The organism is Streptomyces sp. NPDC004539, from assembly GCF_040610055.1.
GTDB lineage: Bacteria > Actinomycetota > Actinomycetes > Streptomycetales > Streptomycetaceae > Streptomyces.
Genome location: NZ_JBEXLS010000003.1, coordinates 499,901 through 522,331, shown reverse-complemented (window position 1 = coordinate 522,331; position 22,431 = coordinate 499,901). Strand labels below are relative to the sequence as shown.

Sequence of the window (22,431 nt, the reverse complement as noted above, 5' to 3'; positions counted from 1 at the left end):
GCGTCCGCAACCCCCTGTTGTGCCCGCGTGGAGAACCTCTACCGACGTGACCGTCCCCCTCGCGCCCCGGCGCCTTCCCCCGCGCCTTCCGCTGCGCCAGCTCCTGTGCCTGGTCCCCGTCGTCCTCGTCGCCGTCGTCGCGGTCCGCCACCGTGACGTCCTCGTCGAGGGCTTCGGCCACCTCCGCGACGCCGAGTGGCCCTGGCTGCTGGCCGCCGCCGGGGCGACCTGTCTGACCTGGGTCGCCGCCGCCGTCACCCGGCAGGGCGCGGTGTCCGAGCGGCTGCCCCGGCTGCGGCTGCTGGCCACCCAGTTCGCGGCCGGCGCCGCCAACCACCTGCTGCCGACCGGTCTCGGGGCCGGCGCGGTCAACCTGCGGTTCATGACCGTGTGCGGGGTGCCGCCGGCCCGCTCCTCGGCGGCCCTCGCGCTGTACCTCCTCGCGGAGAGCGTCGCCCGGGTGAGTCTGCTGGCCGCGCTGCTGCTCGCCTTCCCCGACGCGCTGCGGCTGGGCGCGCTGCTGCCCGGCACGGACGCGGGCCCGCTCCTCGCGGCCGTCGCCGGGGGCACGGCCGTCGTCGTGGCCGCGCTGTTGTCCGTACGGCGGCTGCGCGTGCCCGTGGTGGCGTTCCTGCGGGCCGCTCTCGCCGAGGCGCGGTCCGTGCACACGTGTCCCGGGCGGGTGCTGGCGCTGTGGGGCGGTTCGCTGGCCTTCCCGCTGCTCCAGGCGGCCGGGCTCGTCGCCGTGGGGCGGGCGCTCGGGCTGCCGGTGCCGGCCCTGCACATGGCGCTGGCCTATCTCGCGGCGACCGTCGCCGTGGCCGTCGTGCCGACGCCGGGCGGGATCGGGTCGGTGGAGGCGGCGCTGGTGATCGCGCTGGTGGCGGCGGGCGGGCCGCTCGCGCTGACGACGGCCGTCGTGCTGACGTACCGGGTGATCACGGTGTGGGTGCCGTTGGTGCCGGGGGCGGTGACGCTCGGGGCGCTCGTGCGGTGGAAGGTCATATGAGCGGTGCGCCCGCCTCCGGCTGAGGCGGGCGCACCGGTTCAGAGTCTCGGCAGGGTGTCGTCGAGGGTGCCGTACGTGTCGTACAGGTCCTCGACGGCCCGGACCATGGACTCGACGCCGGGTTCACGGACGACGACGAGGCTCGGGACGCGGAGGTAGGCGCCGCAGAGGCTCTCGCCGGTGTCGCGCCATCCGTCCATTACCTGCCGGACCCGGTCCGGCGTCATGATCGTGGCGAACCATTCCTCGCCGCCGGGTCCGGTGATCAGTGTGTCACCGTCGTCGAGGGTCGCCGGATCGGCGGGCTCGCCGACCGTGAACCGGAAGGTGAGCTGGGGTCTGCGGACCGTCCAGAACGGTTCGTCGACCTCGATGTCCATGCGCCTCCTCATCCGTAGAGCTGCCGCAGCCGCGCGATGACCTTGCTCTCGTACTTCTTGTCGGACTTGCCGACGATCTCGATCGTGTCGCCCAGCTTCCGGTAGAAGAGCCGCGCGCCGTCCACGGTACGGGCGTAGCTGATGCCGTTGGGGAGCGAGCCGTTGCCCATACCGGGGTTGAGGTTGCCTTCCTTCAGCTTGCGGAACAGGGAGTCGAGGTCGGCCTGCACCTTCTGGTTCTTGGTGGACAGTTCGGCGAGGTCCTCCAGCCGCTTGTCCTTGTTGATCGCGGACTTCATGCAGAACTTCGCGGGAGCCGCCGCTGCCGTCTTCAGCGACGTACGCGCGGTGAACCCCACGGTCGCGTCCGCGAGGCTCAGCAGGCACTGCGCGACCGTCTGGCCCTTGCGCAGGGTCTCCACGAGTTTCCGCAGCCGGTCCAGCGTGTGCTTCGCCTGGACGACGTCGTCGAGGAACTTCGCGATGCCGCTGCTGACCTTGACGATGGCCTTGCCGAGCGCGGGGAGCTTGCCGACGGCGAAGACGAGGCCGGCGGCGTTGACGATGGTCCACAGGCAGCTCTCGACGTCGCCGGAGCCCAGGCAGCGCTTGAGGTCCTTCTCGCCGATGAACTCCAGGAGGATGTCCGCGCCGTTCTGCTTGACCCAGTCGATGACGTCCAGCGAGGCGAGGGCCTTGGCGGCGCGGAAGTCGTCCACGCAGGACTGGCCGCACTCCTTGAGCAGCAGTGCCTCGTCGCTCGCGCTCAGCCCGGGGCCGGTGTCGGTGCCGCCGGTCGCGGTGGAGGCGCGGTCCGCCTCGATCCGCTTGCGGTACTCCTCCTCGGCCGCGTCGGCGGCGGCGTCGGCGTCCTTGGCGGAGCCCTGCGCGTCCTTGGCGGCGGCCTCGGCGCCGGTGGCGTCGCTCTCCGCCTCGGTCGCGGTGGCCCGCGCGCTCGCCGCGTCGTTCTCGGCGGCCTGCGCGGCGGAGCGGGCGCCGGCCGCGTCCCGCTCGGCCTCGGTGGCCTCGCCGTCGGCGGCGTTCGCCTCGGAGCGCGCGGTGTACGCGGCGGACTGGGCGGCGGAGGCGTCGGCACCGGCCTGCGCGTCGTACGCCTGGGCGTTCGCGTCGGCCTTCTTCGCGGCCTCGGCCGACTTGGCGGCGGCTGCGGCGGAGGCCCGTGCGGCGGTGACGGCCGCTGCCGCCCTCGCCGCGTCGGCGGCTGCTGCCGCCGCTGCCTTGGCCGCCGCCTTGGCGTCCGCGTCGGCCTTGTCGGCGAGGGCCTTGGCGGTGGCGGCGGCCTTCGCGGCGTCGTCGGACTTGGCCTTCGCGGCGGCGGCCTGCTGCTCGGAGAGGGTCAGCGAGGTCTGGCCGACGAGGACGGCGTACGCGGCGGAGGAGTCGGTCTCCTTGTAGGAGGTGCCTATGTTGATGGCCTCGTTGGCCGGTTTGACGACCTCGGCCGCCGAGTCGCGGGCGGCGGTGGCGTGCTCGGCGGCGGCGTACGCGTACCCGGCGGTGACGGCGGCCCAGGAGGCGGTCTTGTCGGCCTCGGAGCGTGCGGCGGTCGCCTGGGTGCGTGCCGTGACGGCGGCTGCGGCGGCCTTCTTGGCCTCCGCCTCCGCGTTCTCGGCGTTCTGCTGCGCGGCCTTGGACGCCTCGATGGCCGTGGCGGCTGCGGCGTGCGCGGTGACGGCCGCCGCGTGCGTGGTCCGTGCGGCGGCCTGCGCGGTCTGTGCCGCCGACTCGGCCCGGTAGGCGGCGGCGTCGGCCCGCACGGACGCGGCGCGCGCGGCGACGGCCGCGGTGGTCGCCGTGGCGGCCTCCTGCTGGGCGCTCGCGGCGGCGGAGGTCGCCGTGTTCGCGGCGGCCCGTGCCTCGGTGGCGGCGGCCCGTGTCTCCTGCGCGGCGGCGGTGCCCACGGCTGCGGCTGCGGCGGCCTCCATCGCGGCGGCGCGGGAGAGCGCGGCCTGCTTGTCGCGGGCGGCGTCCTTCGCCTTGTTCTTCGCCTCGTACGCCCGCTGCTGGGCGTCGAGCGCGGTCAGGTAGCCGTCCTCGGCGGTGGCGCCCGAGGTGTCGGCGGCCGAGCGGGCGGTGGCCGCCGTCGCCGCGTCCTGCTGGGCGCGCGCCTCGGCGGCCTGCGCCTTGCCGCGTTCCCGGGTGGCGTTGGCGTGCTCGGCCTTGGCGGTCGCGGACGCCGTCTCGGCGGTGGCGCGGGCCGACTTCGCGGTCGCCGCCCCCGCCTGGGCAGTCTTCTCGGCGGCCTCGGCGGTGGTCTGCGCCGTCTTGGCCTTGGCCGCGTTCGCTGCCGCCTCCTTGGCCTGCGCGTCGGCCGCGTCGGCGGCGGCCTTCGCCTGCGCGGCGGCCTCCTCGGCGGCGGCCCGCCGGAACTCGGTGTTGACGGCGTGCGCCTGCGTCTGGGAGAGCGCGAGCTGCGCCTTGCTGTCGGCGACGGTCGCCTTGGCCGCGTTCAGCGCGGTCAGCGTGGCCTTGGCGGCGGCCTGGGTCGCGGCGTACGACGCCTTCACGACCTGCGCGGACTGCTGGGCGTAGAGCAGGCCCCGGCCGCGCGGCGTCCTCGCGGTGTCGGCGATGGCGTACGCGCTGGTCTGCGCGGCGCCGGCCTTGTCGGCGGCGGTCTTCGCGGCCGTCACGGCGGCGTTGGCCAGCGTGACCTGCGCGGCGGCCTTGTCGCGGGCCTTGGTGAGGTCGGTGCCTGCCTGCGTGAACAGGGCCTTGGCGGGGCGGTTCGGGTCGTTCGCGGGTTTCCCGGCCCAGAACTTCTGCCAGGTGAGGATCTGGTCGGCGAGCCACGCCTGGCCGATCGACTCGATCATCGCGTCGGTGGCCTTCTGCGCCTGCGCGGCGGCCGTCGTCTCGGCGGCCATGATGTCGGCGCGCGGCTTCGCCTGCCCGGCGTACTCCTGCTCCCACTCGGCGTACGCGTCGGCGGTCACCGGGGCGAGGACGCGGCGCGGGTCCTGGGGGTTCCAGCTGTCGCAGGCCGCCCAGGAGACCTTGAGGGTCTCGACCTCGGTGCGGTACTCGGCCGAGCCGGCGGCCGGCGCCTGTACCGGGAAGCCGCCCTGGCGCAGGTAACGGGCGAGGTCGCTGGAGGTGATCGAGTTGAAGGGGCCCTCGACGTTGCCCGCGTAGACGGTGAACTCGGCGAGCTGGTCGTCGCCCGCCGGGCTCTTCCCCTTCAGCGACGCGGCGAGCCTGCGGGCCGCGTCCAGGGCGGCGGCGCTCGGCGCGCTGCGGCCGTCCTGCCCGAACGTGTCGTACAGGGCCTCCTGCGGGCCCAGGGTGAACGCCTTGATGCCCGCGTCGAACTCGGGGGCGAACAGCGACATCCCGGTGGAGCCGGTCGCGCTCATCGCGTACGGCCGGTTGAGGGCCTCCCAGCCCTTCTTGCGGGTGTCGGCGCCCTGGACGTAGGCGACGGCGCTCGCCCGGTCGGCGCGCAGGGCGTCGTCCAGGGGGCTCGGGTAGATGTTGTCCTTGCGGAAGAGCGCGGCGGCGAGGTCGGCGTCGGTGCCGCCGAGGGCCTTGGCGGCGGCGGCCTTCACGGCGGCGCCGCCGATGTGGAGGGCGTGGCCGACCTCGCAGCGGTCGGCGCGGGCGCCCTGGCCGAAGGTGATGCGGGCCCCGGCGCCGTTGTCGGGCAGCGGGTCGGCGGCGCGGGCGGGCACGGCGTACGCCAGGCCGGTGAGGACCGACACGGCGGCCACCAGCGCGGTGGTCGTGTGCCGTCGCCCTAAGCGCGGAGATCTGATCATCGGGACTTCCCCCTTGCGGTACGGACTCGCGACGGGGAAAGCGGGCACGCGTGAGGGCATGACGGGCCGTGGACAAGCCGACGGCAGGCATGACAGCGCCACGCGGCGCGTGAAGAATCTCTTTGAATCAGGCGGGGCCGTCGGGTCTGGTCGGGAGTGGACGGCCGCCCTCTTCCCCCGTTGAACGCGCAGATCCTGACACATCGAAAGGGCTTGCGAAAGGTCTTTCCCGGATACGGCAGGATGGATGATCACGTCCGCCTCGCGGCCGTGTCAGCACATCCCGGAATCGAGCAGGTGACCAGGTGACGACATTTCACATCCGGCCTCTTATGGGCGAGTTGGCGGGAGGTGACCGATGCTGACCCGTGAACTCACCGTGCACGACGCGGTGTTCGCCGGGATCGCGGTGGCGTCCGGACTGCTTCTGGCGTTCGTGTCCCGGTCGTTGCTGCTGTGGCTCGGCAAGCACGCCAAGCGCACGAAGTGGGGCGGCGACGACGTGATGGTCGCCGCGCTGCGGGGCGTCCTGCCGTGGGCGGCGGTCGCCGGGGGCGTCGCGTCGGCGACGGCCGTGCTGCCGCTGGCGAAGGTGTGGCACCGGACGTCGAACCAGGCGTTCACCGTCGTCCTGATCTTCGTGGTGACCGTGTCGGTGGCGCGGGTCGTCGCGGGGCTGATGCAGACCGTCACGCAGTCCCGGCCCGGGGTCGCCGGGTCCGCGACGATCTTCGTGAACATCACGCGCGTGCTGATCCTCGCGATCGGCTTCCTCGTGATGCTCCAGTCCCTCGGCATCTCCATAGCGCCGATGCTGACCGCCCTCGGCGTCGGCGGTCTGGCCGTCGCGCTGGCCCTCCAGGACACCCTCGCGAACCTCTTCGCCGGTATCCACATCCTCGCCTCGAAGACCGTCCAGCCCGGCGACTACATCAAGCTGAGCAGCGGCGAGGAGGGGTACGTCGAGGACATCAACTGGCGCCAGACGACCGTGCGCGCGCTGTCCAACAACCTGATCGTGATCCCCAACGGGCAGCTCGCCAAGGCCAACATGACCAACTTCATGCGCCCCGAGCAGCAGTTGACGATCCTGGTCCAGGTCGGGGTCGCGTACGACAGCGATCTGGACCAGGTCGAGAAGGTCACCACGGACGTCGTCGCGGAGGTGATGACGGAGATCACCGGCGCGATACCGGACCACGAACCCGCCGTCCGCTTCCACACGTTCGGCGACAACCGCATCGGCTTCACCGTGATCCTGGGCGTCGGGGAGTTCAGCGACCAGTACCGGATCAAGCACGAGTTCATCAAACGGCTGCACAAGCGCTACCGCGCGGAGGGGATCAGGATTCCGGCGCCCGCGCGGAACGTGTCGTTGCAGCAGGGCGCGGTGGTGATCCCCCAGCAGCGGGAGAACGCCTCCTAGTTCAGGGTCGCGCTGTTGTCGTGCGAGCGTGCCCGCTTCGGGGCCGCCAGGGACGGGGTGACGGGCGTGACCGTCCAGTCCGGGTGGCCCGGCATGCGCGGGGTCGTCGTCCCGTACAGCCACTCCCGCAGGAACCCGGAGACGTCCTGCCCGGACACCGCGCACGCCGTCGCGACGTAGTCGGCGGTGGACGCCGAGGAGTCGCGGTGGCGGGCCAGGAAGGCGCGTTCGACCGCGTGGAAGGCGTCCTCGCCGATCAGCTGCCGCAGGGCGTACAGGACGAGGACGCCGCCGAGGTAGCGCTGGCTGTCGAAGAGGTTGACGGCGTTCGGCGCGGCGACCGGGCCCGAGGTGTGGCGCCACTGGTCGCCGCGCGCGTAGGTGTCCTTCATCCGGGCCTCGAACGTGGTGAGGCCGAGGGAGTCGGTCCAGCCGCGCTCGTAGCGGTAGAGGAGGCCGTAGAAGTCGGCGTGGCCCTCGTTGATCCACAGGTCGGCCCAGGTCGCCGGGGAGACGCTGTTGCCGAACCAGGAGTGGACCAGTTCGTGCATCATGTGCGAGCCGATCTTCGACTCCTGCTGGAGGAGGAAGTTCGGCTTGTACAGGGTGAGGGTCTGGGTCTCAAGTCCTGTGAAATCGAAGGCGTTCGGGTCGTCGGTGTTGCAGGGCAGCAGTCCGTACGTCTCGAACGGGTAGGCGCCCAGGCGCTGTTCTATCCACTCGACGAGGTGCGGGGTGAGCGCGAGGGCCGGCTCCAGGGCCTCCGCGCGGGCGACGGGGACGACGTCCCGCAGCGGCAGTCCGTGCGGGCCCTGCCGGTCCTTGACCACGTAGTCGCCGACGGTGATCTGGACGATCTCGGTGGCGATCGGGGAGCACGAGCGGAACGCGTACGCGGTACGGCCGCCGGGGAGCCGCTCGGTGCGGGTGGGCCGGCCGCTCGCGACCGCCTTCAGATTGCCGGGGACCGTGACGCGGAACGAGAAGTCCGCCTTGTCGGAGGGGTGGTCGTTGCACGGGAAGACCGTGTGGGCGCTGTTCGGCTGCGGGGCGATCGCGAAGCCGTCGGGAGTGGGGACCCAGGCGGTGTGCGGGAGCGTGCGGCGCGGATCGGCCGTGTAGGTGACACGGACGACGGCGGAGGCGTGGGCGCGCAGGGGGTGGGCCGGGGTGACGCGGAGCTTTTCGTCCGGGTCGCTCTGCTCGAACGCCGCCGGGTGGCCGTTCACCTCGACGGTGTGGATGTCGAGGCCGAGGGAGTCCAGGGTGAGGGCGGTGAGCCGGCCGGTGGTGCGGATCTTCAGTACGGCCGTGGCGTCGACGAGGGTGGTGGCCGCGTCGTAGGAGAGGTCGAGGTGGTAGGCGGCGACGCGGTAGCCGGTGTTGCCGAGGGTGGGGAAGACCGGGTCGTCGAGGGTGCCGTCCTCGGTGGGGCCGTCGGCGCGGGCCGTGCCGTTGCTCACGGTCAGGGCGAGCGCCGTGCCGAGGAGGGCGGTCGCTGGTGCTGTCACGCGGGTGCGGTATCTCATGGTTCGCCTTCGTGTCCGGGGCCGTCACTGTGCTGGACCACCGTCCGAGGCGGATCGGTTGTACGAGACCGGACGGGATCGGCTAGGGGTGCGGCCGGACCGGTGAGGGCGTGTGGGTGACCGGACCGGCGAGGGGGGTGGGTGGCCGGACCGTGCGGACCCCTGTCGAGCCCGCCCGCGTCACGAGATATCTTGATGTCGAGCAATGTTGCAGACGTGGAGCGGAGCACCCGGTGACTGACTCGACCATCATCTACACCCACACTGACGAGGCCCCGGCCCTGGCGACGTATTCGTTCCTGCCGGTGGTCGAGGCGTACGCCGGCCAGGCGGGCGTCTCCGTGGAGACCCGGGACATCTCGCTGGCCGGGCGCATCATCGCCGTGTTCCCGGAGTACCTCGCCGAGGACCAGCGCATCCCGGACGCCCTCGCCGAGCTGGGCGAGCTGGCCAAGACGCCGGCCGCGAACATCATCAAGCTGCCGAACGTCTCGGCGTCCATCCCGCAGCTCAAGGCCGCGGTCGCCGAGCTCCAGGGCCAGGGCTACGCGCTTCCGGACTACCCGGACGACCCGAAGACCGACGAGGAGCGGGAGATCCAGGCCCGCTACGACAAGGTCAAGGGCTCCGCCGTGAACCCGGTGCTGCGCGAGGGCAACTCCGACCGCCGCGCCCCCGCGTCGGTCAAGAACTACGCGAAGACCCACCCGCACCGCATGGGCGCCTGGACCCCCGAGTCCAAGACCAATGTCGCGACGATGGGTGAGAACGACTTCCGCTCCACCGAGAAGTCCGTCGTGATCTCCGAGGCCGGCACGCTGAAGATCGAGCTGGCCGCGGCCGACGGTACGACGACCGTGCTGCGCGAGTCCGTACCGGTCCTCGCCGGCGAGGTCGTCGACGCGTCCGTGCTGCACGTCGCGGCGCTGCGCGAGTTCCTCACCGCGCAGATCGCCCGTGCCAAGGCGGAGGACGTGCTGTTCTCCGTGCACCTCAAGGCGACGATGATGAAGGTCTCCGACCCGATCGTCTTCGGCCACGTGGTCCGCGCGTTCTTCCCGAAGACGTTCGCCGCGCACGGCGCGACGCTGGCCGCCGCCGGTCTCACCCCGAACGACGGTCTGGGCGGCATCCTCAAGGGCCTCGACGCGCTCCCGAACGGCGCCGAGATCAAGGCGTCCTTCGACGCGGAGCTGGCCGAGGGCCCGGCCCTCGCGATGGTCGACTCCGACAAGGGCATCACCAACCTGCACGTGCCGTCCGACGTCATCGTCGACGCCTCGATGCCGGCCATGATCCGCACCTCCGGCCACATGTGGGGGCCGGACGGCCAGGAGGCCGACACGATCGCCGTCCTGCCCGACTCGTCGTACGCGGGCGTCTACCAGGCCGTCATCGACGACTGCCGCGCCAACGGCGCCTACGACCCCTCGACCATGGGTTCGGTCCCGAACGTCGGCCTCATGGCGCAGAAGGCCGAGGAGTACGGCTCCCACGACAAGACCTTCGAGATCAAGGCCGCCGGCACGGTCCGCCTGGTCGACCAGGCCGGGAACGTCGTCCTGGAGCAGGAGGTCGCCGAGGGCGACATCTTCCGCGCCTGCCAGACCAAGGACGCGCCGATCCGCGACTGGGTGAAGCTCGCCGTCACGCGCGCGCGGGCCACCGGTGACCCGGCCGTGTTCTGGCTCGACGAGACGCGCGGCCACGACGCCGTGATCATCGAGAAGGTCAAGGCGTACCTCCCGGAGCACGACACCGAGGGCCTGGACATCCGCATCCTCGCGCCGGTCGACGCGACGAAGCTGTCCATCGAGCGCATCCGGCGCGGCGAGAACACCATCTCCGTCACCGGCAACGTGCTGCGCGACTACCTGACCGACCTCTTCCCCATCCTGGAGCTGGGCACCAGCGCCAAGATGCTGTCGGTCGTCCCGCTGATGGCGGGCGGCGGCCTCTTCGAGACGGGCGCCGGCGGCTCCGCGCCGAAGCACGTCCAGCAGCTCGTCAAGGAGAACTACCTGCGCTGGGACTCCCTCGGTGAGTTCTTCGCGCTCGTGCCGTCGCTGGAGCAGTACGCCGAGGCCACGAACAACCCGAAGGCGAAGGTCCTCGCCGACACCCTCGACCGCGCCACGGCGACCTTCCTCAACGAGGACAAGTCCCCGACCCGGCGCGTCGGCGGCATCGACAACCGCGGCAGCCACTTCTACCTGTCCCTGTACTGGGCGCAGGAGCTGGCCGCGCAGACCGAGGACGCGGAGCTGGCGAAGGCGTTCGCGTCCTTCGCGGAGTCCCTCGCGGCGAACGAGGAGACGATCGTCGGCGAGCTGAACGCCGTCCAGGGCTCCGCCGCCGACATCGGCGGGTACTACCAGCCCGACCCGGCGAAGGCGGCGGCGGTCATGCGGCCGTCGGCGACGTGGAACGCGGCGCTGGCCGCGCTGTAAGGAGCTGGGGAGGCGCCGAGTTTCGTAGGGCGCCGAGTCTGGGTTCGTGACATGGGGTCCGCCCCGGTCGGGAGGTTTCCGGCCGGGGCGGATTTCTGTTGTGCGGGGGGCCGGGGGGAGGCGGTGGCAGGGTTCGGTGCCGAGGTTCGTTGCCGGGGGTCGGTGCCGGGGGTCGGTGCCGGGGGTCGGTGCCGGGGGTCAGCTCACCCCGCCCAGCACCGCCTTCCCCTCCTCCGCCGCCTTCGCGAAGAAGGGCACCAGGTCGGTGAAGTCGCGGTCCTCGGCGGCCGGGTTCCAGTGGGCGGCGCGGGCGCCGGGGGACCAGTGTTCGGCGCGCAGGCCCTCGGCGACGCGGGCCACCTCGTCGGGGGTGAGGAAGTGGGCGGGGCCGTAGCCGAAGTCGTACTCGTCGAGGGTCGGGCAGTCGTGGCCGGTGGCCCTGGCCAGCCAGGGGTAGGCGGTGTGCCAGTCGGCGGTGTTCCGTTCGGTCTTCGCGCGGTCCTCGGCGATCTCCGCGAGGAAGCGGTAGTCGTGGCCGAAGAAGTCGCCGGTGAGGTGGACGGCGGCGGCGCGGGGGTCCGGGACGTCGTCCTCGTCGAAGAAGAGGGCGTCGATCAGCTCCGGGCCGGTGTGTATCTCCGCGAGGAGGGCGGGGTCGATCTTCACCAGGTCGAGCCACATGGACATGGCGGCGGGTCCTTCCGGGGTTCGTGAACAGTGCGTGTCAGCAAGGGCTTTGCGCTGGTCCGGCGTCTTCGGGGTGTGGTTTTCTCAGGCTCGTTCGACTTTCCCTCGTTGTCACCAATCGTCCTGGTACGCCCCCGTGTGCCCGGACGCACCCGCACGCCGTACGAGGAGCACCGCATGAGCACCGAGACCCCCTCCGCCGCCTGGTCGTTCGAGACGAAGCAGATCCACGCCGGGGCCGTACCCGACCCGGTGACCGGGGCGCGGGCGACGCCGATCTACCAGACGTCGTCCTTCGTGTTCCGGGACACCCAGCACGCCGCCGACCTGTTCGCGCTCGCCGAGCCCGGCAACATCTACACCCGTATCCACAACCCGACGCAGGACGTCTTCGAGCAGCGGATCGCCGCCCTGGAAGGGGGCGTCGGCGCGGTCGCGCTCGCGTCCGGGCAGGCCGCGGAGACGCTCGCGATCCTGACGGTGGCGGGCGCCGGGGACCACATCGTCTCCAGCACGTCCCTGTACGGCGGCACCTACAACCTGTTCCGGCACACCCTGCCCCGGTTCGGCATCGAGGTGTCCTTCGTGGACGACCCGGACGACGCCGAGGCGTGGGCGGCGGCGATCCGGCCGAACACGAAGGCGCTGTTCGCGGAGTCGCTGGGCAACCCGCGCGGGAACGTCCTCGACATCCGGGCCGTCGCCGACGTCGCGCACGCGGCGGGGGTGCCGCTGATCATCGACAACACCGTCCCGACGCCGTACCTCGTGCGGCCGATCGAGCACGGCGCGGATGTCGTCGTGCACTCCGCGACGAAGTTCCTCGGGGGGCACGGGACGACGATCGCCGGGGTCGTCGTCGACGGCGGGACGTTCGACTTCGGGGCGCACTCGGACCGGTTCCCGGACTTCGTGGAGCCCGACCCGAGCTACCACGGGCTGCGGTACTGGCCGGCCCTCGGTCCCGGCGCGTTCGGCGTCAAGCTGCGGGTGCAGCTGCTGCGCGACCTCGGGCCCGCGCTCTCCCCGCACTCGGCGTTCCTGCTGCTCCAGGGCATCGAGACGCTGAGCCTGCGGATCGAACGGCACACCGCCAACGCGCAGGCCCTCGCGGAGTGGCTGGAGACCCGGGACGAGGTGGAGGCCGTGCACTACGCGGGGCTGCCGTCCAGCCGCTGGTACGACGCCGGGCAGAAGTACCTGCCCGCCGGCGCCGGCGCGATCGTCTCCTTCGAGCTGCGGGACGGCATCGAGGCGGGCAAGCGGTTCGTGGACGCCGTCGAGCTGTTCAGCCACCTCGCGAACATCGGTGACGTCCGGAGCCTGATCATCCATCCGGCGTCCACGACCCACAGCCAGCTGGACGCCGAGCAGCTGACGGCGACCGGGACCTCTCCCGGGCTGGTCCGGCTCTCCGTCGGCCTGGAGAACCTCGCCGACCTCAAGGCCGACCTGGAGGCCGGGTTCCGCGCGGCCAAGGGCGCGGGCGCGTAGGTGGCCGAGCGGGCGAAGGGGGACCTGGCCGGGGCCCGGCGGAAGGGGGGCCTGGTGGGGGCGTGGCGGGAGGGGGGCCTGGTGGGGGCGTGGCGGGAGAGAGACCCGACCGGAACGGGGCCCGAGGGGAACCCGACCGGGGCCTGGCAGAAGGGGGGCCCGTTGGGGGCCTGGCAGGAAGGAGGCCCGACCGGGACACGGCCCGAGGGGAACCCGACCGGGGCCTGGCGGGAGGGGGACCCTGTGGGCCGGCGGCGCTGGCATCCCCTGCCGGGCCCCCTCCCCCTGGAGGCGGGCGGCGAACTCCCCTCCGCCCGCCTCGCCTTCGAGACCTGGGGCCGGCTCTCCCCCGACCGCTCCAACGCGGTCCTCGTCCTGCACGCCCTCACCGGCGACAGCCACGCCGCCGGTCCCGCCGGGGCGGGCCATCCCACACCGGGCTGGTGGACCGGGGTGATCGGCCCCGGCCTCGCCCTCGACACCGACCGCTGGTTCGTCGTCGCGGCGAACGTGCTGGGCGGGTGCCAGGGGAGCACGGGGCCGGCTTCTCGGCGGGGTGGTGTGGAGCGGGGGGACGGGTTCGAGGAGGCCGGGGTTCTCGGAGAGGCCGAGGTTCTCGGAGGAGCCGAGGGAGAGCCGACCGGCTCCGGCAGCTCCGGCAGCTCCGGCAGCTCCGGCAGCTCCGGCAGCTCCGGCAGCTCCGGCAGCTCCGGCAGCTCCGGCAGCTCCGGCGGTCCCAACGCTCCCGGTGCCCCGCAGAGTTCCCCGGCTCAGACCGCCCCCCGTACCGGCACCGAGTCCCCGCGGGACCACGCCCCCGTCTGGGGCGGTGCCTTCCCCTTCCTCACCCAGCGTGATCAGGTCGCCGCCGAGGTCTCGCTCGCCGATGCGCTCGGGATCGAGCGGTGGGCGCTGGTGGTGGGCGGGTCGATGGGCGGGATGCGGGCCCTGGAGTGGGCGGTGTCGTGTCCGGAGCGGGTGGGGCGGTTGCTGCTGCTGGCGACGACGGCGGCGGCGAGCGCGGAGCAGATCGCCTGGGCGGACATCCAGGTACGGGCGATCCGCAGCGATCCCCACTGGCACGGCGGCGACTACCACGACCTCCCCGTCGGCCCCGGCACCGGCCTCGGTCTCGCCCGCCGGCTCGCGCACGTCACCTACCGCAGCGAACCCGAGCTGGGGCAGCGGTTCGGCCGGGCCCCGCAGCCCGGCGAGGACCCCTGGACCGGCGGTCGCTACCAGGTGGGGTCCTACCTCGACCACCACGCCGCGAAGCTGGTCCACCGGTTCGACGCGGCCAGTTACGTCGTCCTCACGGAGGCGATGAACGCCCACGACGTCGCCCGCTCCCGGGGCGGCCCGCGTCAGGCCCTGTCCCGTGTCACCGCGCCCACGCTGGTGGCCGGCGTGGACAGCGACCGCCTCTACCCCCTGTCCCAGCAAGCCGAACTCGCCTCCCTCATTCCCACCGCCGACCACCTCCGTGTCATCGAGTCCCCGCACGGCCACGACGGCTTCCTCGTCGAGACCGCCCAGGTGTCGTCCCTGATCAGGGAACTCCTCCCCTGACTCACCAGTCCCGGGGCGCGATCAGCTCCTCCCCGTCGGCGTCGCCGAAGCCGTACGCCCCCGCCACGAACCAGAACTCGCCGCCGATCTCCTCCCGCGCCACGGTCTCGAACTCGCTCCCGGCGGCCTCGAACTCCGCTTCGAGGCCGTTGAACTCCTCCGTCGCCGCGTGCGTCAGGACGTACAGCGCGGCGAGATCCGCGGGCCGCTCCGCCTCGATCCGCTCGCAGAGCCGCACGAGGATCGCGCGCCCCTTGTCCAGGAGGTGGTCGGGAAAGTAGTCGTCCTCGTACAGCGCCTCCAGGAACACCCGCCCCGCCACCTGCTCGTTCCCGAAACCCATCGGTCCTCCCCCGTCGTCCGTGTGACACCTTGATCCGATGGTGCACCACGCCACTGACAACGCCCCGGGAGCAGCCATGGCCGATGCCGTACCGCCGTCCTTCACGTACGTCCCCGGCGCGGCCGGCTCCCCCGTGATCCTGCATGTCCCGCACTCCGCGCGGGAGATCCCGCCGGAGGTGCGCGCCGGGATCGTCCTCGGGGACGCGGCGCTGGAGCGGGAGTCGGACCACATCGTGGACGCGCACACCGCCGAGATCGCGCGGTACGCGGCGGACCGGTCGGCCGTCCGCCCGTGGCGGTTCGTCAACCTGCTGTCGCGGCTGGTCGTGGACCCGGAGCGGTTCCCGGACGAGCGGGAGGAGATGCGGGCGGTCGGGATGGGCGCCGTGTACACCCGGACGACTCACCAGGAAGTACTACGGGACGACACGGCCGATGCCCAGCCTCTGATCGACCGTTACTTCCGGCCGTACGCGCGGGCCATGAGCCAGGCCGTGGCCGGGCGGCTGCGGGAGACGGGGCGGGCGGTGGTGCTCGACGTGCACTCCTACCCCAGCTCCCCGTTGCCGTACGAGCTGCACGGCGGCGGCGAGCGGCCCGCCGTCTGTCTGGGCACCGACCCGTTCCACACGCCCCCGGGCCTGCTCGCCGCGGCCCGGGACGCCTTCTCGGGGTTCGAGGTGGGGCTGGACAGCCCGTTCGGCGGAACGTACGTCCCCCTGGAGTATTACGGGTCGGACGCGCGGGTCTCGGCGCTGATGATCGAGGTCCGCCGGGACGTCTACATGACGGAGCCCGGCGGCCCGGCGGGACCGGGCCTGGACCCGCTCGCGGCGGCCCTCGCCGCTCTCGTGGACACGGTCCCGGGATGACACGCCCCTGAGAAGGAGCACTCCGGCGCGACACCCCGCCCTCCCCCGGTGAAGGTGGACGCATGACCGAGGAGATCACCGCACAGGCGCTGCCCGCCGTCCGGGACTGGCCCACCCCCGATCTGGAGGGCACCGCCTTCGACCCGTTCCTCGCGGAGCTGATGCGCGAGGGCCCGCTGACCCGTGTCCGGCTGCCGTTCGGCGAGGGCTGGGCCTGGCTCGCGACCCGCCACGACGATGTGCGGGCGGTGACGAACGATCCCCGGTTCAGCCGTGCGGAGGTGACGAAGTGCCAGGTCACGCGGATGGCCCCACATTTCGGTCCACGTCCGGGGTCGCTGGCGTTCGCGGACCAGCCCGACCACAACCGGCTGCGCAGGGCGGTCGCGGGCGCGTTCACGGTCGGCGGTATGAAGCGGCTGCGCCCGACCGCGCAGGCGATCCTCGACGACCTGATCGACGGCGTCGTCCGGGACGGGCCGCCCGCCGATCTCGTCGCGCGCGTCCTGGAGCCGTTCCCGCTGGCCGTGGTGAGCGAGGTGATGGGGGTCCCGGAGGCGGAGCGCGCGCGGGTCCACGCGTGGACGCGGGAGATCATCTCGACGTCCGGCGGCGCGGAGGGCGCGGAGCGGGCGAAACAGGGGCTGTACGGGTGGATCGCCGAGACCGTGCGGGCGCGGGCCGGGGAGCCGGGCGAGGACGTGTACACGCTGCTGGGGGCGGCGATCGCACGGGGGGACGTGCGGGAGGAGGAGGCGATCGGGCTCGCGGGGCCGCTCCAGATCGGCGGGGAGGCCGTCACGCACAACGTCGGCCAGATGCTGTACCTGCTGCTGACCCGCCCGGAACTGCTGGTCAGAATGCGGGAACGGCCGGACGCGCGCGGCCCCCTGATCGACGAACTCCTCCGTTACATCCCGCACCGCAGCAGTGTGGGCCTGGCCCGCATCGCCCTGGAGGACGTCGAACTGGCCGGGCACGTGATCCGCGCGGGCGAGCCGGTGTACGTGTCGTACCTGGCCGCCAACCGCGACCCGGACGTCTTCCCCGCGCCGGACGTCGTCGACGTGGGCCGGGACCCGAACCCGCATCTCGCGTTCGGCAACGGCGTCCACTACTGCACCGGGGCCGTCCTGGCGCGCCTCCAGATCGACCTGCTGCTGGAGACCCTGCTGAGGCGGCTGCCGGAGCTGCGCCTCGCGGTTCCCGCGGACCAGGTCGAGTGGCGGAAGAAGACCATGATCCGGGGACCGCGGACGCTGCCGGTCACCTGGTGACGCCCCGGGGTTCCCGATCGTGCTCGGGACTCCCGGTGATGCTCAGGCCCGCAGCCACTCCGTGACGACGACGTCCGCGCCGGCCCGCACCCTGAGGGCGAACGGGCCGGACAGCGGGTCGTCGCTGGTGAACCGGCCCAGTTCGTCGGCGTCGAGCGCGACGGTCGTCCGGGCCCCGCCGAGGACCTCGATACGGGCCGCCTGCGGGGGCATCAGCTGGCCGAACATGCCATGCGGGGTGACCTCGACGTCGACCGTCAGCTCGCCGGTGTCGAACGTCAGCATGCGCGGCGCGTCCGTCACCCCCCGGACCGGGATGCCGTGGGTCAGCGAGTCGAAGGTGAGCCCGGCGATCTTGGCGTCGAGGTCGACCAGAGCGAACGCCTCCAGGGCGGTGCGGTACACCTCCGGGGGCACGGGGTCGAGGATCGCGGCGGCCTGGCGCAGTTCCTCCTCCAGACAGTCGTCCTCGAAATCGTCGCCGGGCTCGGCGTCGTGCGGCGCCTCGTTCATCGGTTCGTCCATCCCGTCGTACACGTCGTGGTTCACTTCGACCCCCGGCCTTCCAGGCGGGCGCGCAGACGGCGCAGGCAGCGCTGGCGCATCGGTCCGATGCTGCCGACGGCGATGCCGAGCGAGTCCGCCACCTCCTGGTAGCTGGGCGGGGGCGAGGCGATGAGCACCCTCAACAGTTCCCGGCAGCGTTCGCCGAGGGCCTCGAACTCCTCCCAGAGGCGTCGGACGCGTTCGCTCTGCGCCGCCGCCTCCTCGGAGTCGAGGACGGACTGCTCGGGGGTGCGCTCCTCGCTGACCCGGTCCAGGACCTGGGGGTCGTCGGTCGGGGTGAGGCGCTTGAGGCTCTTGATGACCTTCAGGCACTCGTTGCGCGCGGTGCTGGCGAGCCAGGCGCCCGCCTTCTCGGGCTCGCGGATGCGCCCCAGGTGCTGGGCGAAGCGGAACCAGACGGTCTGGCACACCTCGTGCCCGTCGGCCTCGGAGAGCCGGTGGGCGCGCACCACCGACCAGACCAGCGGGCTGAGCCCTTCCACCAGCGCTTTCCAGGCCGCCGCGTCACCGTCGATCGCGGCCTGGACGAGCGCGCCGACATCTGTACGGTCCACGGCCCCACCCCTCGTGTACGGCCTGTCATCGTACGCCGTGACGGGGGTGGCGACGGCCCTCATGAGTGGGCGACGAGCTGCCCGGCGGGCGCCGGGAGCCAGGTCGGCGGGCGCAGCGCCGTGACGTGCTCGCCGCGCACCTCCGCGAAGTCGGCGCAGGCCGTGAGGAGGCCCCGGGCCGCCGCGCGCGGGTCGGTCTCCTTGCTCGCGGTCATCCAGGCGGCGACGAGACCGGCGACCACGGGCGTCGCGAAGGAGGTGCCGCTCCACGCGGCGTACCCCTCGAACATCACCTGATCGGGTTTCTCCGCCGGGTCGCTGAGGGCGCCGGTGTGCCGCGGGGAGCAGCAGGTGCAGGCGTAGCCGAAGCCGTAGCGGCAGGTGTCGTAGGTGGAGTGCTGGTAGACGTACGGCACGGGCGTCTCGAAGCCGGTGAGCGCGCTGACGAGGCGCTCGCCGGGGGCGTAGACCTTCACCCAGGGGCCGTAGTTGGTGAAGCAGGCGCCGTACGCGCCGTCGGTGCGCAGTGCGCCGACCGACAGGACGGCGTCGGCGTGCTCGGGCAGGCCCGCGTAGGCGGCGGGCCAGAACGGCGTGGCCCTGCTGTCGTTGCCGGCGGCGGCCACCAGGAGCGTGCGCTGCGCCTGGAGGGCGGTCATGAACGCCTCGACGCCGAGGAGGCCGTCCGTGCGGCCGTTGACACTGCCGGCGGAGAGGCTGAGGATGTCGGGCCAGCCGTCCTCGACGGCGTCGAAGAGGCGCTCGCCGAACTCCGACTCCAGGATGGCGCCCGCGTCGTTGAGGGTGCCCCGGACGGTGACGTCCGTGTTGGGGGCGACGGCGGTGAGCAGGCCCGCGATGAACGTGCCGTGGCCGGCGTACTGGCGCAGGACGCCCTGGTCGTCGGTCTCGCTGACCTGCGCGTCGCCCGAGACGTGCCCGAGGGCGGGGCAGGCGCGGTAGTCGTGGGTGAGGCCGTTGTCGATGACCAGGACGGAGACGGCGGTGTCCGGGTCGTGCACGGCGTCCGAGGGGGCCGGGTTGACGCCGTCGGCGCGGGCGGCGGGCACCGGCTCGTCGCCGGGGCAGGCGTTGGTCGCGATGTGGACGACGTGGTTGCGGCTGATCAGGCGGTGTCCGGCGCGGCCCTCGCGGGCGGTGAGGGCGCGCAGCGCGTGGGCGACGGACTGGTCGTCGCCGCCCGCGCGGATGCCCTGGCCGGGGTCGCCGACCTGGATGCGGGTGATGCCCGAGCGGTTCGTGGCGGGTCCGGCGCGGCGGATGTGGTCGGCGGTGAGGCTCGGTGCCTCGGTGAAGTGCGCGCGCACGGTGTCCTCGACGAGACGCGCCTCCTCGCCGTCGCGCGCGAGCACCACGCCCTTCTCGTACACGAACTCCCCGAGATCGTCAGGACCCATGGCGAGCGGCACGTCCGGCATCGAACGCTGTATGTGGCCGAACTGCTCGTGGAATCGCTGTGGCGCCATGGCTGTCCTCTTCCCCTGAGGCGATGGTCTTCAGTCAGAGCCGCGAAGGTAGCCGTTGATACAGGCAGTGAGCGGTGGCGCGGTGCGCGGTGGGGGCGCGGCGTGTGCCTCGCGCGCGGGGGCGAGGGGTGGGGCTGGTGGTGTTCGTGCAGGTGGGAGGGGGTGGAGGGGATCGTTCCCGGGGTCGGGGAGGGTGGGCGCGGAGGGGCCCGGTGTCGTGTGGATCACTGTCGGGTCGTCCTGGTGGGGGCGCGTGGCGGGACGTGCGCCGGAGTGCGCGCCGCGCGTGGCGCCGGGCCGGCCGTGCGGCGTTCCGTCGGAAGCGCCCCAACCGGTGTGATGCGCTCCGCTGCCCGATACCATCCGTGGGGTGACAGCGGCACACGAACCGGTCCTCGAACTGCTGCCTCTGGTGTTCGCCGCCCCCCATGAGGCGTTGGCGCGGGCGGAGGAACTGCTCCGCGCCGACCCGCCCGCTCTGCACGCCTCGGTCGCCCATCAGGTGATCGGCATCTGGCAGCGCGACTGGGGCGATCTGCGGCTGGCCCTGAAGCATCTGCGCCGCGCGGGCGCGCTGGCGGCCCGCGCGGACTCCGCCGACCGCGAGGCGGACATCCTGGGCACCCTGGGGGTCGCCCTGGTCCACGCGGGCCGTACCCGGCAGGGCCTCGCCGCGTTCGAGCGGGGCGTCGAGCGCGGCACGGGCCACACCCGCGCGCGCGTGCTGTTCCGGCGGGCGTACTCCTGGGAGGTGCTCGGGCACCATCCCGAGGCGCTGGAGGACCTGCGGCGGGCGGTGCCGGTGCTGCGCCAGGTCGGGGACACGATCTGGACGGCACGGGCGCTGAACCTGCGGGCCACGGTGCATCTGGCGCTCGGCGCGGTGGACCGCGCGGAGGCCGACTACGCGGCGGCGCAGGCCCTGTGGGACACCACCGACCAGGAGCACGACAAGGCGGACGCCCTGGAGAGCCAGGGGATCGCCGCGTTCCGCTCGGGCGACATCCCGCGCGCGCTGAGCCTGCTGGACGACGCCGCCGAGCGGTACGCGAAGCTCGGCACCCCGGGGATCATGCTGAACATCCGGCGCAGCGAGGTCCTGATGGCGGCGGGGCTCGCCCCGGAGGCGCTGTCCGAGGCGGACGCGGCGATCGGCGTCCTGGAGGGCATCCGGGGACAGTCCACGCGCAAGGCGGAGCTGCTGCTGACGGCGGCGAAGGCGGCCCGGCTCGCGGGCGACACGGGCACGGCGATCGCCCGCGCGGCGGTCGCGGTCCGGCTGTTCGCGGCGCAGCGGCGCTCCTGGTGGGAGGCGCACGCCCAACTGGTGCTCATCGAGGCGAAGCTGACGGCGGGGCGGGGGTCGGGGCGGCTCGTCGCGGACGCCGCGAGGGTCGCCGGGCGGCTCGCGTCGTTCGGGGCTCCGGCCGCCCCGGAGGCGTGGCTGCTGGCGGGCCGGATCGCGCTCGGCCTGGACTGGACGTCGGACGCCGAGCACTATCTCGCGCTGGCCGCCCGCAGCCGCCACAGCGGCCCTCCCCTGGCCCGGGTGACGGGCTGGGCGGCGCAGGCCCTGCGGGCGCGCGCGGCGGGTTCCGGGCGGGGTGTCCTGGAGGCGTGCCGGCGCGGTCTGGACGTCCTGGACGACCACCGGATGACGCTGGGCGCCTCGGAGCTGCGCGCGCGGGCGACGGCGCAGGGCGCCGAACTCGCCGCGCTGGCGCAGCAGGTGAGCCTGGAGCGGGGCGGGCCGCGCCAACTGCTGCTGTGGAGCGAGCGGTGGCGGGCCACCGTGCTGTCCGCGCCGCCCACCCGGCCGCCCGCCGACGCGGCCCTGCTGAGCGGTCTGACGGCCTTCCGGGTCATCGCCGACCAGGCGGAGCAGGCGCGTATCTCCGGGCGTCCCCTGCCCGCCCTGGAGCGCGAGCAGAAGCGTCTGGAGCGGGAGATCCGGTCGAGGACCCTGCACATCCGGGGCGAGTCCCCCGGGTACGGTCACCGGTTCGACGTGGAGCGGCTGCTGGAGCGGCTGGAGGACGGGCGGCTCGTCGAACTCGCCGTGCTGGACGGGCGGGTGCAGGTGCTGCTCGTCGGGGGCGGCCGGGTGCGCCGGTTCACGGGCGGGCTGCTCGCGGACGCGGAGCGGGAGGCCGAGCACGTCCAGGCGGCGTTGCGCAGGCTCGCGCACCCCGGTGCGGAGGGGCGGCTGCCGCTGGTGGAGGAGATGGGCCGCCGGCTCCAGGAGCTGCTGCTCGGGCCGGCCGCCGAACGGCTCGGGGACGGCCCGGTGGTCGTCGTGCCGCCCGCGCGCCTGCACCGCGTGCCGTGGGCGCTGCTGCCGGCGCTGCGCGAACGCGTCCTGAGCGTGTCGCCGTCGGCGAGCAGTTGGCTGCGGGCCAAGGAGACGCTGCCGCCGGCGGGCGGACGGCACGTCCTGGTGCGCGGTCCCGGGCTCGCGTCCGGCGGGGCCGAGGTGCCGGAGGTGGCCGGGCGGTACGGCCGTCCCGTCGTCCTGGAGCACGACGGGGCGCGCGTGCCCCGGGTGCTCTCGGAGCTGGACGGCGCGGCGCTCGCGCACATCGCCGCGCACGGCACGTTCCGCGCGGACAGCCCGCTGTTCTCGTCCCTGCGGATGGCGGACGGGCCGCTGATCGTGCACGACTTCGAACGGCTCGACCGCAGCCCCTACCGGATCATCCTCTCCAGCTGCGACACCGCCCGCCTCGCCTCCGTCGGCGCCGACGAGCTCCTCGGCCTCGTCACCGCCCTGCTGCCGCTGGGCACGGCCGGGGTCCTCGCCAGCAGCGCGCCCGTCAACGACGCCGCCGTCGTCCCGCTGATGCTGGCCCTCCACAAGAGCCTCGCCGGTGGCCGCACACTCGCGGAGGCCCTGCGGGACGCGCGCCGGGCGGTGCCGGGGGACGCGCTGCATCAGGCGACGGGGTGGGCGTTCACGGCGTTCGGGGCGGCCTGAGGGACGGCGCCGGGACCCGTCGCCCCCGTCGC

General features: G+C 73.3%; 16 protein-coding genes. 8 read left to right on the top strand and 8 right to left on the bottom strand.

What is annotated here, in order from left to right:
* Positions 1 to 46: 46 nt before the first annotated feature.
* Entirely contained in the window at positions 47 to 1,009 is a 963-nt protein-coding gene (locus ABZX85_RS08780) for a lysylphosphatidylglycerol synthase domain-containing protein (RefSeq protein ID WP_355863880.1), read from the top strand.
* Positions 1,010 to 1,047: 38 nt separating this feature from the next.
* Here the strand turns inward: ABZX85_RS08780 and ABZX85_RS08775 are convergent, their stop codons facing one another.
* Both ABZX85_RS08775 and ABZX85_RS08770 read right to left on the bottom strand, forming a co-directional pair.
* Complete coding sequence (locus tag ABZX85_RS08775; protein WP_355863878.1) at positions 1,048 to 1,389, bottom strand: hypothetical protein; 342 nt, start codon at positions 1,387 to 1,389, stop codon at positions 1,048 to 1,050.
* Between the two features lie 8 nt (positions 1,390 to 1,397).
* Complete coding sequence (locus ABZX85_RS08770) at positions 1,398 to 5,168, bottom strand: hypothetical protein (protein ID WP_355863876.1); 3,771 nt, start codon at positions 5,166 to 5,168, stop codon at positions 1,398 to 1,400.
* A 361-nt stretch (positions 5,169 to 5,529) separates the two neighbouring features.
* Here ABZX85_RS08770 and ABZX85_RS08765 point away from each other — a divergent pair, with 361 nt between their 5' ends.
* The gene (locus tag ABZX85_RS08765; RefSeq protein ID WP_355864182.1) at positions 5,530 to 6,594 is read left to right on the top strand and encodes a mechanosensitive ion channel family protein; all 1,065 of its coding nucleotides are present in this window, start codon (positions 5,530 to 5,532) and stop codon (positions 6,592 to 6,594) included.
* Here ABZX85_RS08765 and ABZX85_RS08760 read toward each other — a convergent pair.
* Complete coding sequence (locus ABZX85_RS08760; protein WP_355863874.1) at positions 6,591 to 8,123, bottom strand: M1 family metallopeptidase; 1,533 nt, start codon at positions 8,121 to 8,123, stop codon at positions 6,591 to 6,593. The two genes, ABZX85_RS08765 and ABZX85_RS08760, sit on opposite strands and share 4 nt — an antisense overlap.
* Before the next feature lie 233 nt (positions 8,124 to 8,356).
* On the opposite strand from ABZX85_RS08760, the gene ABZX85_RS08755 reads away from it, so the two are divergent.
* The gene (locus ABZX85_RS08755) at positions 8,357 to 10,573 is read left to right on the top strand and encodes an NADP-dependent isocitrate dehydrogenase (protein ID WP_355863872.1); all 2,217 of its coding nucleotides are present in this window, start codon (positions 8,357 to 8,359) and stop codon (positions 10,571 to 10,573) included.
* 198 nt (positions 10,574 to 10,771) lie between these two features.
* Here the strand turns inward: ABZX85_RS08755 and ABZX85_RS08750 are convergent, their stop codons facing one another.
* The gene (locus tag ABZX85_RS08750) at positions 10,772 to 11,260 is read right to left on the bottom strand and encodes a hypothetical protein (RefSeq protein WP_355863870.1); all 489 of its coding nucleotides are present in this window, start codon (positions 11,258 to 11,260) and stop codon (positions 10,772 to 10,774) included.
* 177 nt (positions 11,261 to 11,437) lie between these two features.
* Here ABZX85_RS08750 and ABZX85_RS08745 point away from each other — a divergent pair, with 177 nt between their 5' ends.
* Both ABZX85_RS08745 and metX read left to right on the top strand, forming a co-directional pair.
* The gene (locus ABZX85_RS08745) at positions 11,438 to 12,754 is read left to right on the top strand and encodes a bifunctional o-acetylhomoserine/o-acetylserine sulfhydrylase (protein ID WP_355863868.1); all 1,317 of its coding nucleotides are present in this window, start codon (positions 11,438 to 11,440) and stop codon (positions 12,752 to 12,754) included.
* Positions 12,755 to 12,997: 243 nt separating this feature from the next.
* Positions 12,998 to 14,323: a homoserine O-acetyltransferase gene (metX, locus tag ABZX85_RS08740; protein ID WP_355863866.1), complete on the top strand. Its 1,326-nt coding sequence runs from the start codon at positions 12,998 to 13,000 to the stop codon at positions 14,321 to 14,323.
* A gap of 1 nt (position 14,324) precedes the next feature.
* On the opposite strand, the gene ABZX85_RS08735 is transcribed toward metX, so the two are convergent.
* Positions 14,325 to 14,666 (bottom strand): DUF5713 family protein, encoded by a 342-nt coding sequence (locus ABZX85_RS08735; RefSeq protein WP_355863865.1) that lies wholly within the window; start codon positions 14,664 to 14,666, stop codon positions 14,325 to 14,327.
* Between the two features lie 76 nt (positions 14,667 to 14,742).
* On the opposite strand from ABZX85_RS08735, the gene ABZX85_RS08730 reads away from it, so the two are divergent.
* Positions 14,743 to 15,540: an N-formylglutamate amidohydrolase gene (locus ABZX85_RS08730; protein WP_355863864.1), complete on the top strand. Its 798-nt coding sequence runs from the start codon at positions 14,743 to 14,745 to the stop codon at positions 15,538 to 15,540.
* Between the two features lie 62 nt (positions 15,541 to 15,602).
* Positions 15,603 to 16,817: a cytochrome P450 gene (locus ABZX85_RS08725; RefSeq protein ID WP_355863863.1), complete on the top strand. Its 1,215-nt coding sequence runs from the start codon at positions 15,603 to 15,605 to the stop codon at positions 16,815 to 16,817.
* Positions 16,818 to 16,859: 42 nt separating this feature from the next.
* Here the strand turns inward: ABZX85_RS08725 and ABZX85_RS08720 are convergent, their stop codons facing one another.
* From ABZX85_RS08720 to ABZX85_RS08710, 3 genes are read right to left on the bottom strand one after another with little or no spacing between them, the layout of a single operon-like run.
* Positions 16,860 to 17,342 carry a hypothetical protein gene (locus tag ABZX85_RS08720; RefSeq protein ID WP_355864180.1) on the bottom strand — a complete coding sequence of 161 codons (483 nt, stop codon included), beginning with the start codon at positions 17,340 to 17,342 and terminating at the stop codon, positions 16,860 to 16,862.
* Positions 17,343 to 17,362: 20 nt separating this feature from the next.
* Positions 17,363 to 18,001, bottom strand: a complete 639-nt coding sequence (locus ABZX85_RS08715) for a sigma-70 family RNA polymerase sigma factor (RefSeq protein ID WP_355863862.1) — start codon at positions 17,999 to 18,001, stop codon at positions 17,363 to 17,365.
* A complete protein-coding gene (locus ABZX85_RS08710; RefSeq protein ID WP_355863861.1) occupies positions 17,998 to 19,425 on the bottom strand; it encodes a S8/S53 family peptidase in 1,428 nt (475 codons plus the stop codon). The genes ABZX85_RS08715 and ABZX85_RS08710 overlap by 4 nt, the downstream gene beginning before the upstream one ends.
* Before the next feature lie 370 nt (positions 19,426 to 19,795).
* Between ABZX85_RS08710 and ABZX85_RS08705 the strand changes: the two genes are divergently transcribed.
* The gene (locus ABZX85_RS08705) at positions 19,796 to 22,399 is read left to right on the top strand and encodes a CHAT domain-containing tetratricopeptide repeat protein (RefSeq protein WP_355863859.1); all 2,604 of its coding nucleotides are present in this window, start codon (positions 19,796 to 19,798) and stop codon (positions 22,397 to 22,399) included.
* Positions 22,400 to 22,431 lie beyond the last annotated feature (32 nt).

Coding starts and splice junctions, on each gene's coding strand:
- ABZX85_RS08710 (WP_355863861.1), bottom strand. CDS start 19,425: ATGGCGCCACAGCGATTCCACGAGCAGTTCGGCCACATACAGCGTTCG.
- ABZX85_RS08735 (WP_355863865.1), bottom strand. CDS start 14,666: ATGGGTTTCGGGAACGAGCAGGTGGCGGGGCGGGTGTTCCTGGAGGCG.
- ABZX85_RS08750 (WP_355863870.1), bottom strand. CDS start 11,260: ATGTCCATGTGGCTCGACCTGGTGAAGATCGACCCCGCCCTCCTCGCG.
- ABZX85_RS08730 (WP_355863864.1), top strand. CDS start 14,743: ATGGCCGATGCCGTACCGCCGTCCTTCACGTACGTCCCCGGCGCGGCC.
- ABZX85_RS08725 (WP_355863863.1), top strand. CDS start 15,603: ATGACCGAGGAGATCACCGCACAGGCGCTGCCCGCCGTCCGGGACTGG.
- ABZX85_RS08775 (WP_355863878.1), bottom strand. CDS start 1,389: ATGGACATCGAGGTCGACGAACCGTTCTGGACGGTCCGCAGACCCCAG.
- ABZX85_RS08760 (WP_355863874.1), bottom strand. CDS start 8,123: ATGAGATACCGCACCCGCGTGACAGCACCAGCGACCGCCCTCCTCGGC.
- ABZX85_RS08720 (WP_355864180.1), bottom strand. CDS start 17,342: ATGGACGAACCGATGAACGAGGCGCCGCACGACGCCGAGCCCGGCGAC.
- ABZX85_RS08715 (WP_355863862.1), bottom strand. CDS start 18,001: ATGAGGGCCGTCGCCACCCCCGTCACGGCGTACGATGACAGGCCGTAC.
- ABZX85_RS08745 (WP_355863868.1), top strand. CDS start 11,438: ATGAGCACCGAGACCCCCTCCGCCGCCTGGTCGTTCGAGACGAAGCAG.
- ABZX85_RS08770 (WP_355863876.1), bottom strand. CDS start 5,168: ATGATCAGATCTCCGCGCTTAGGGCGACGGCACACGACCACCGCGCTG.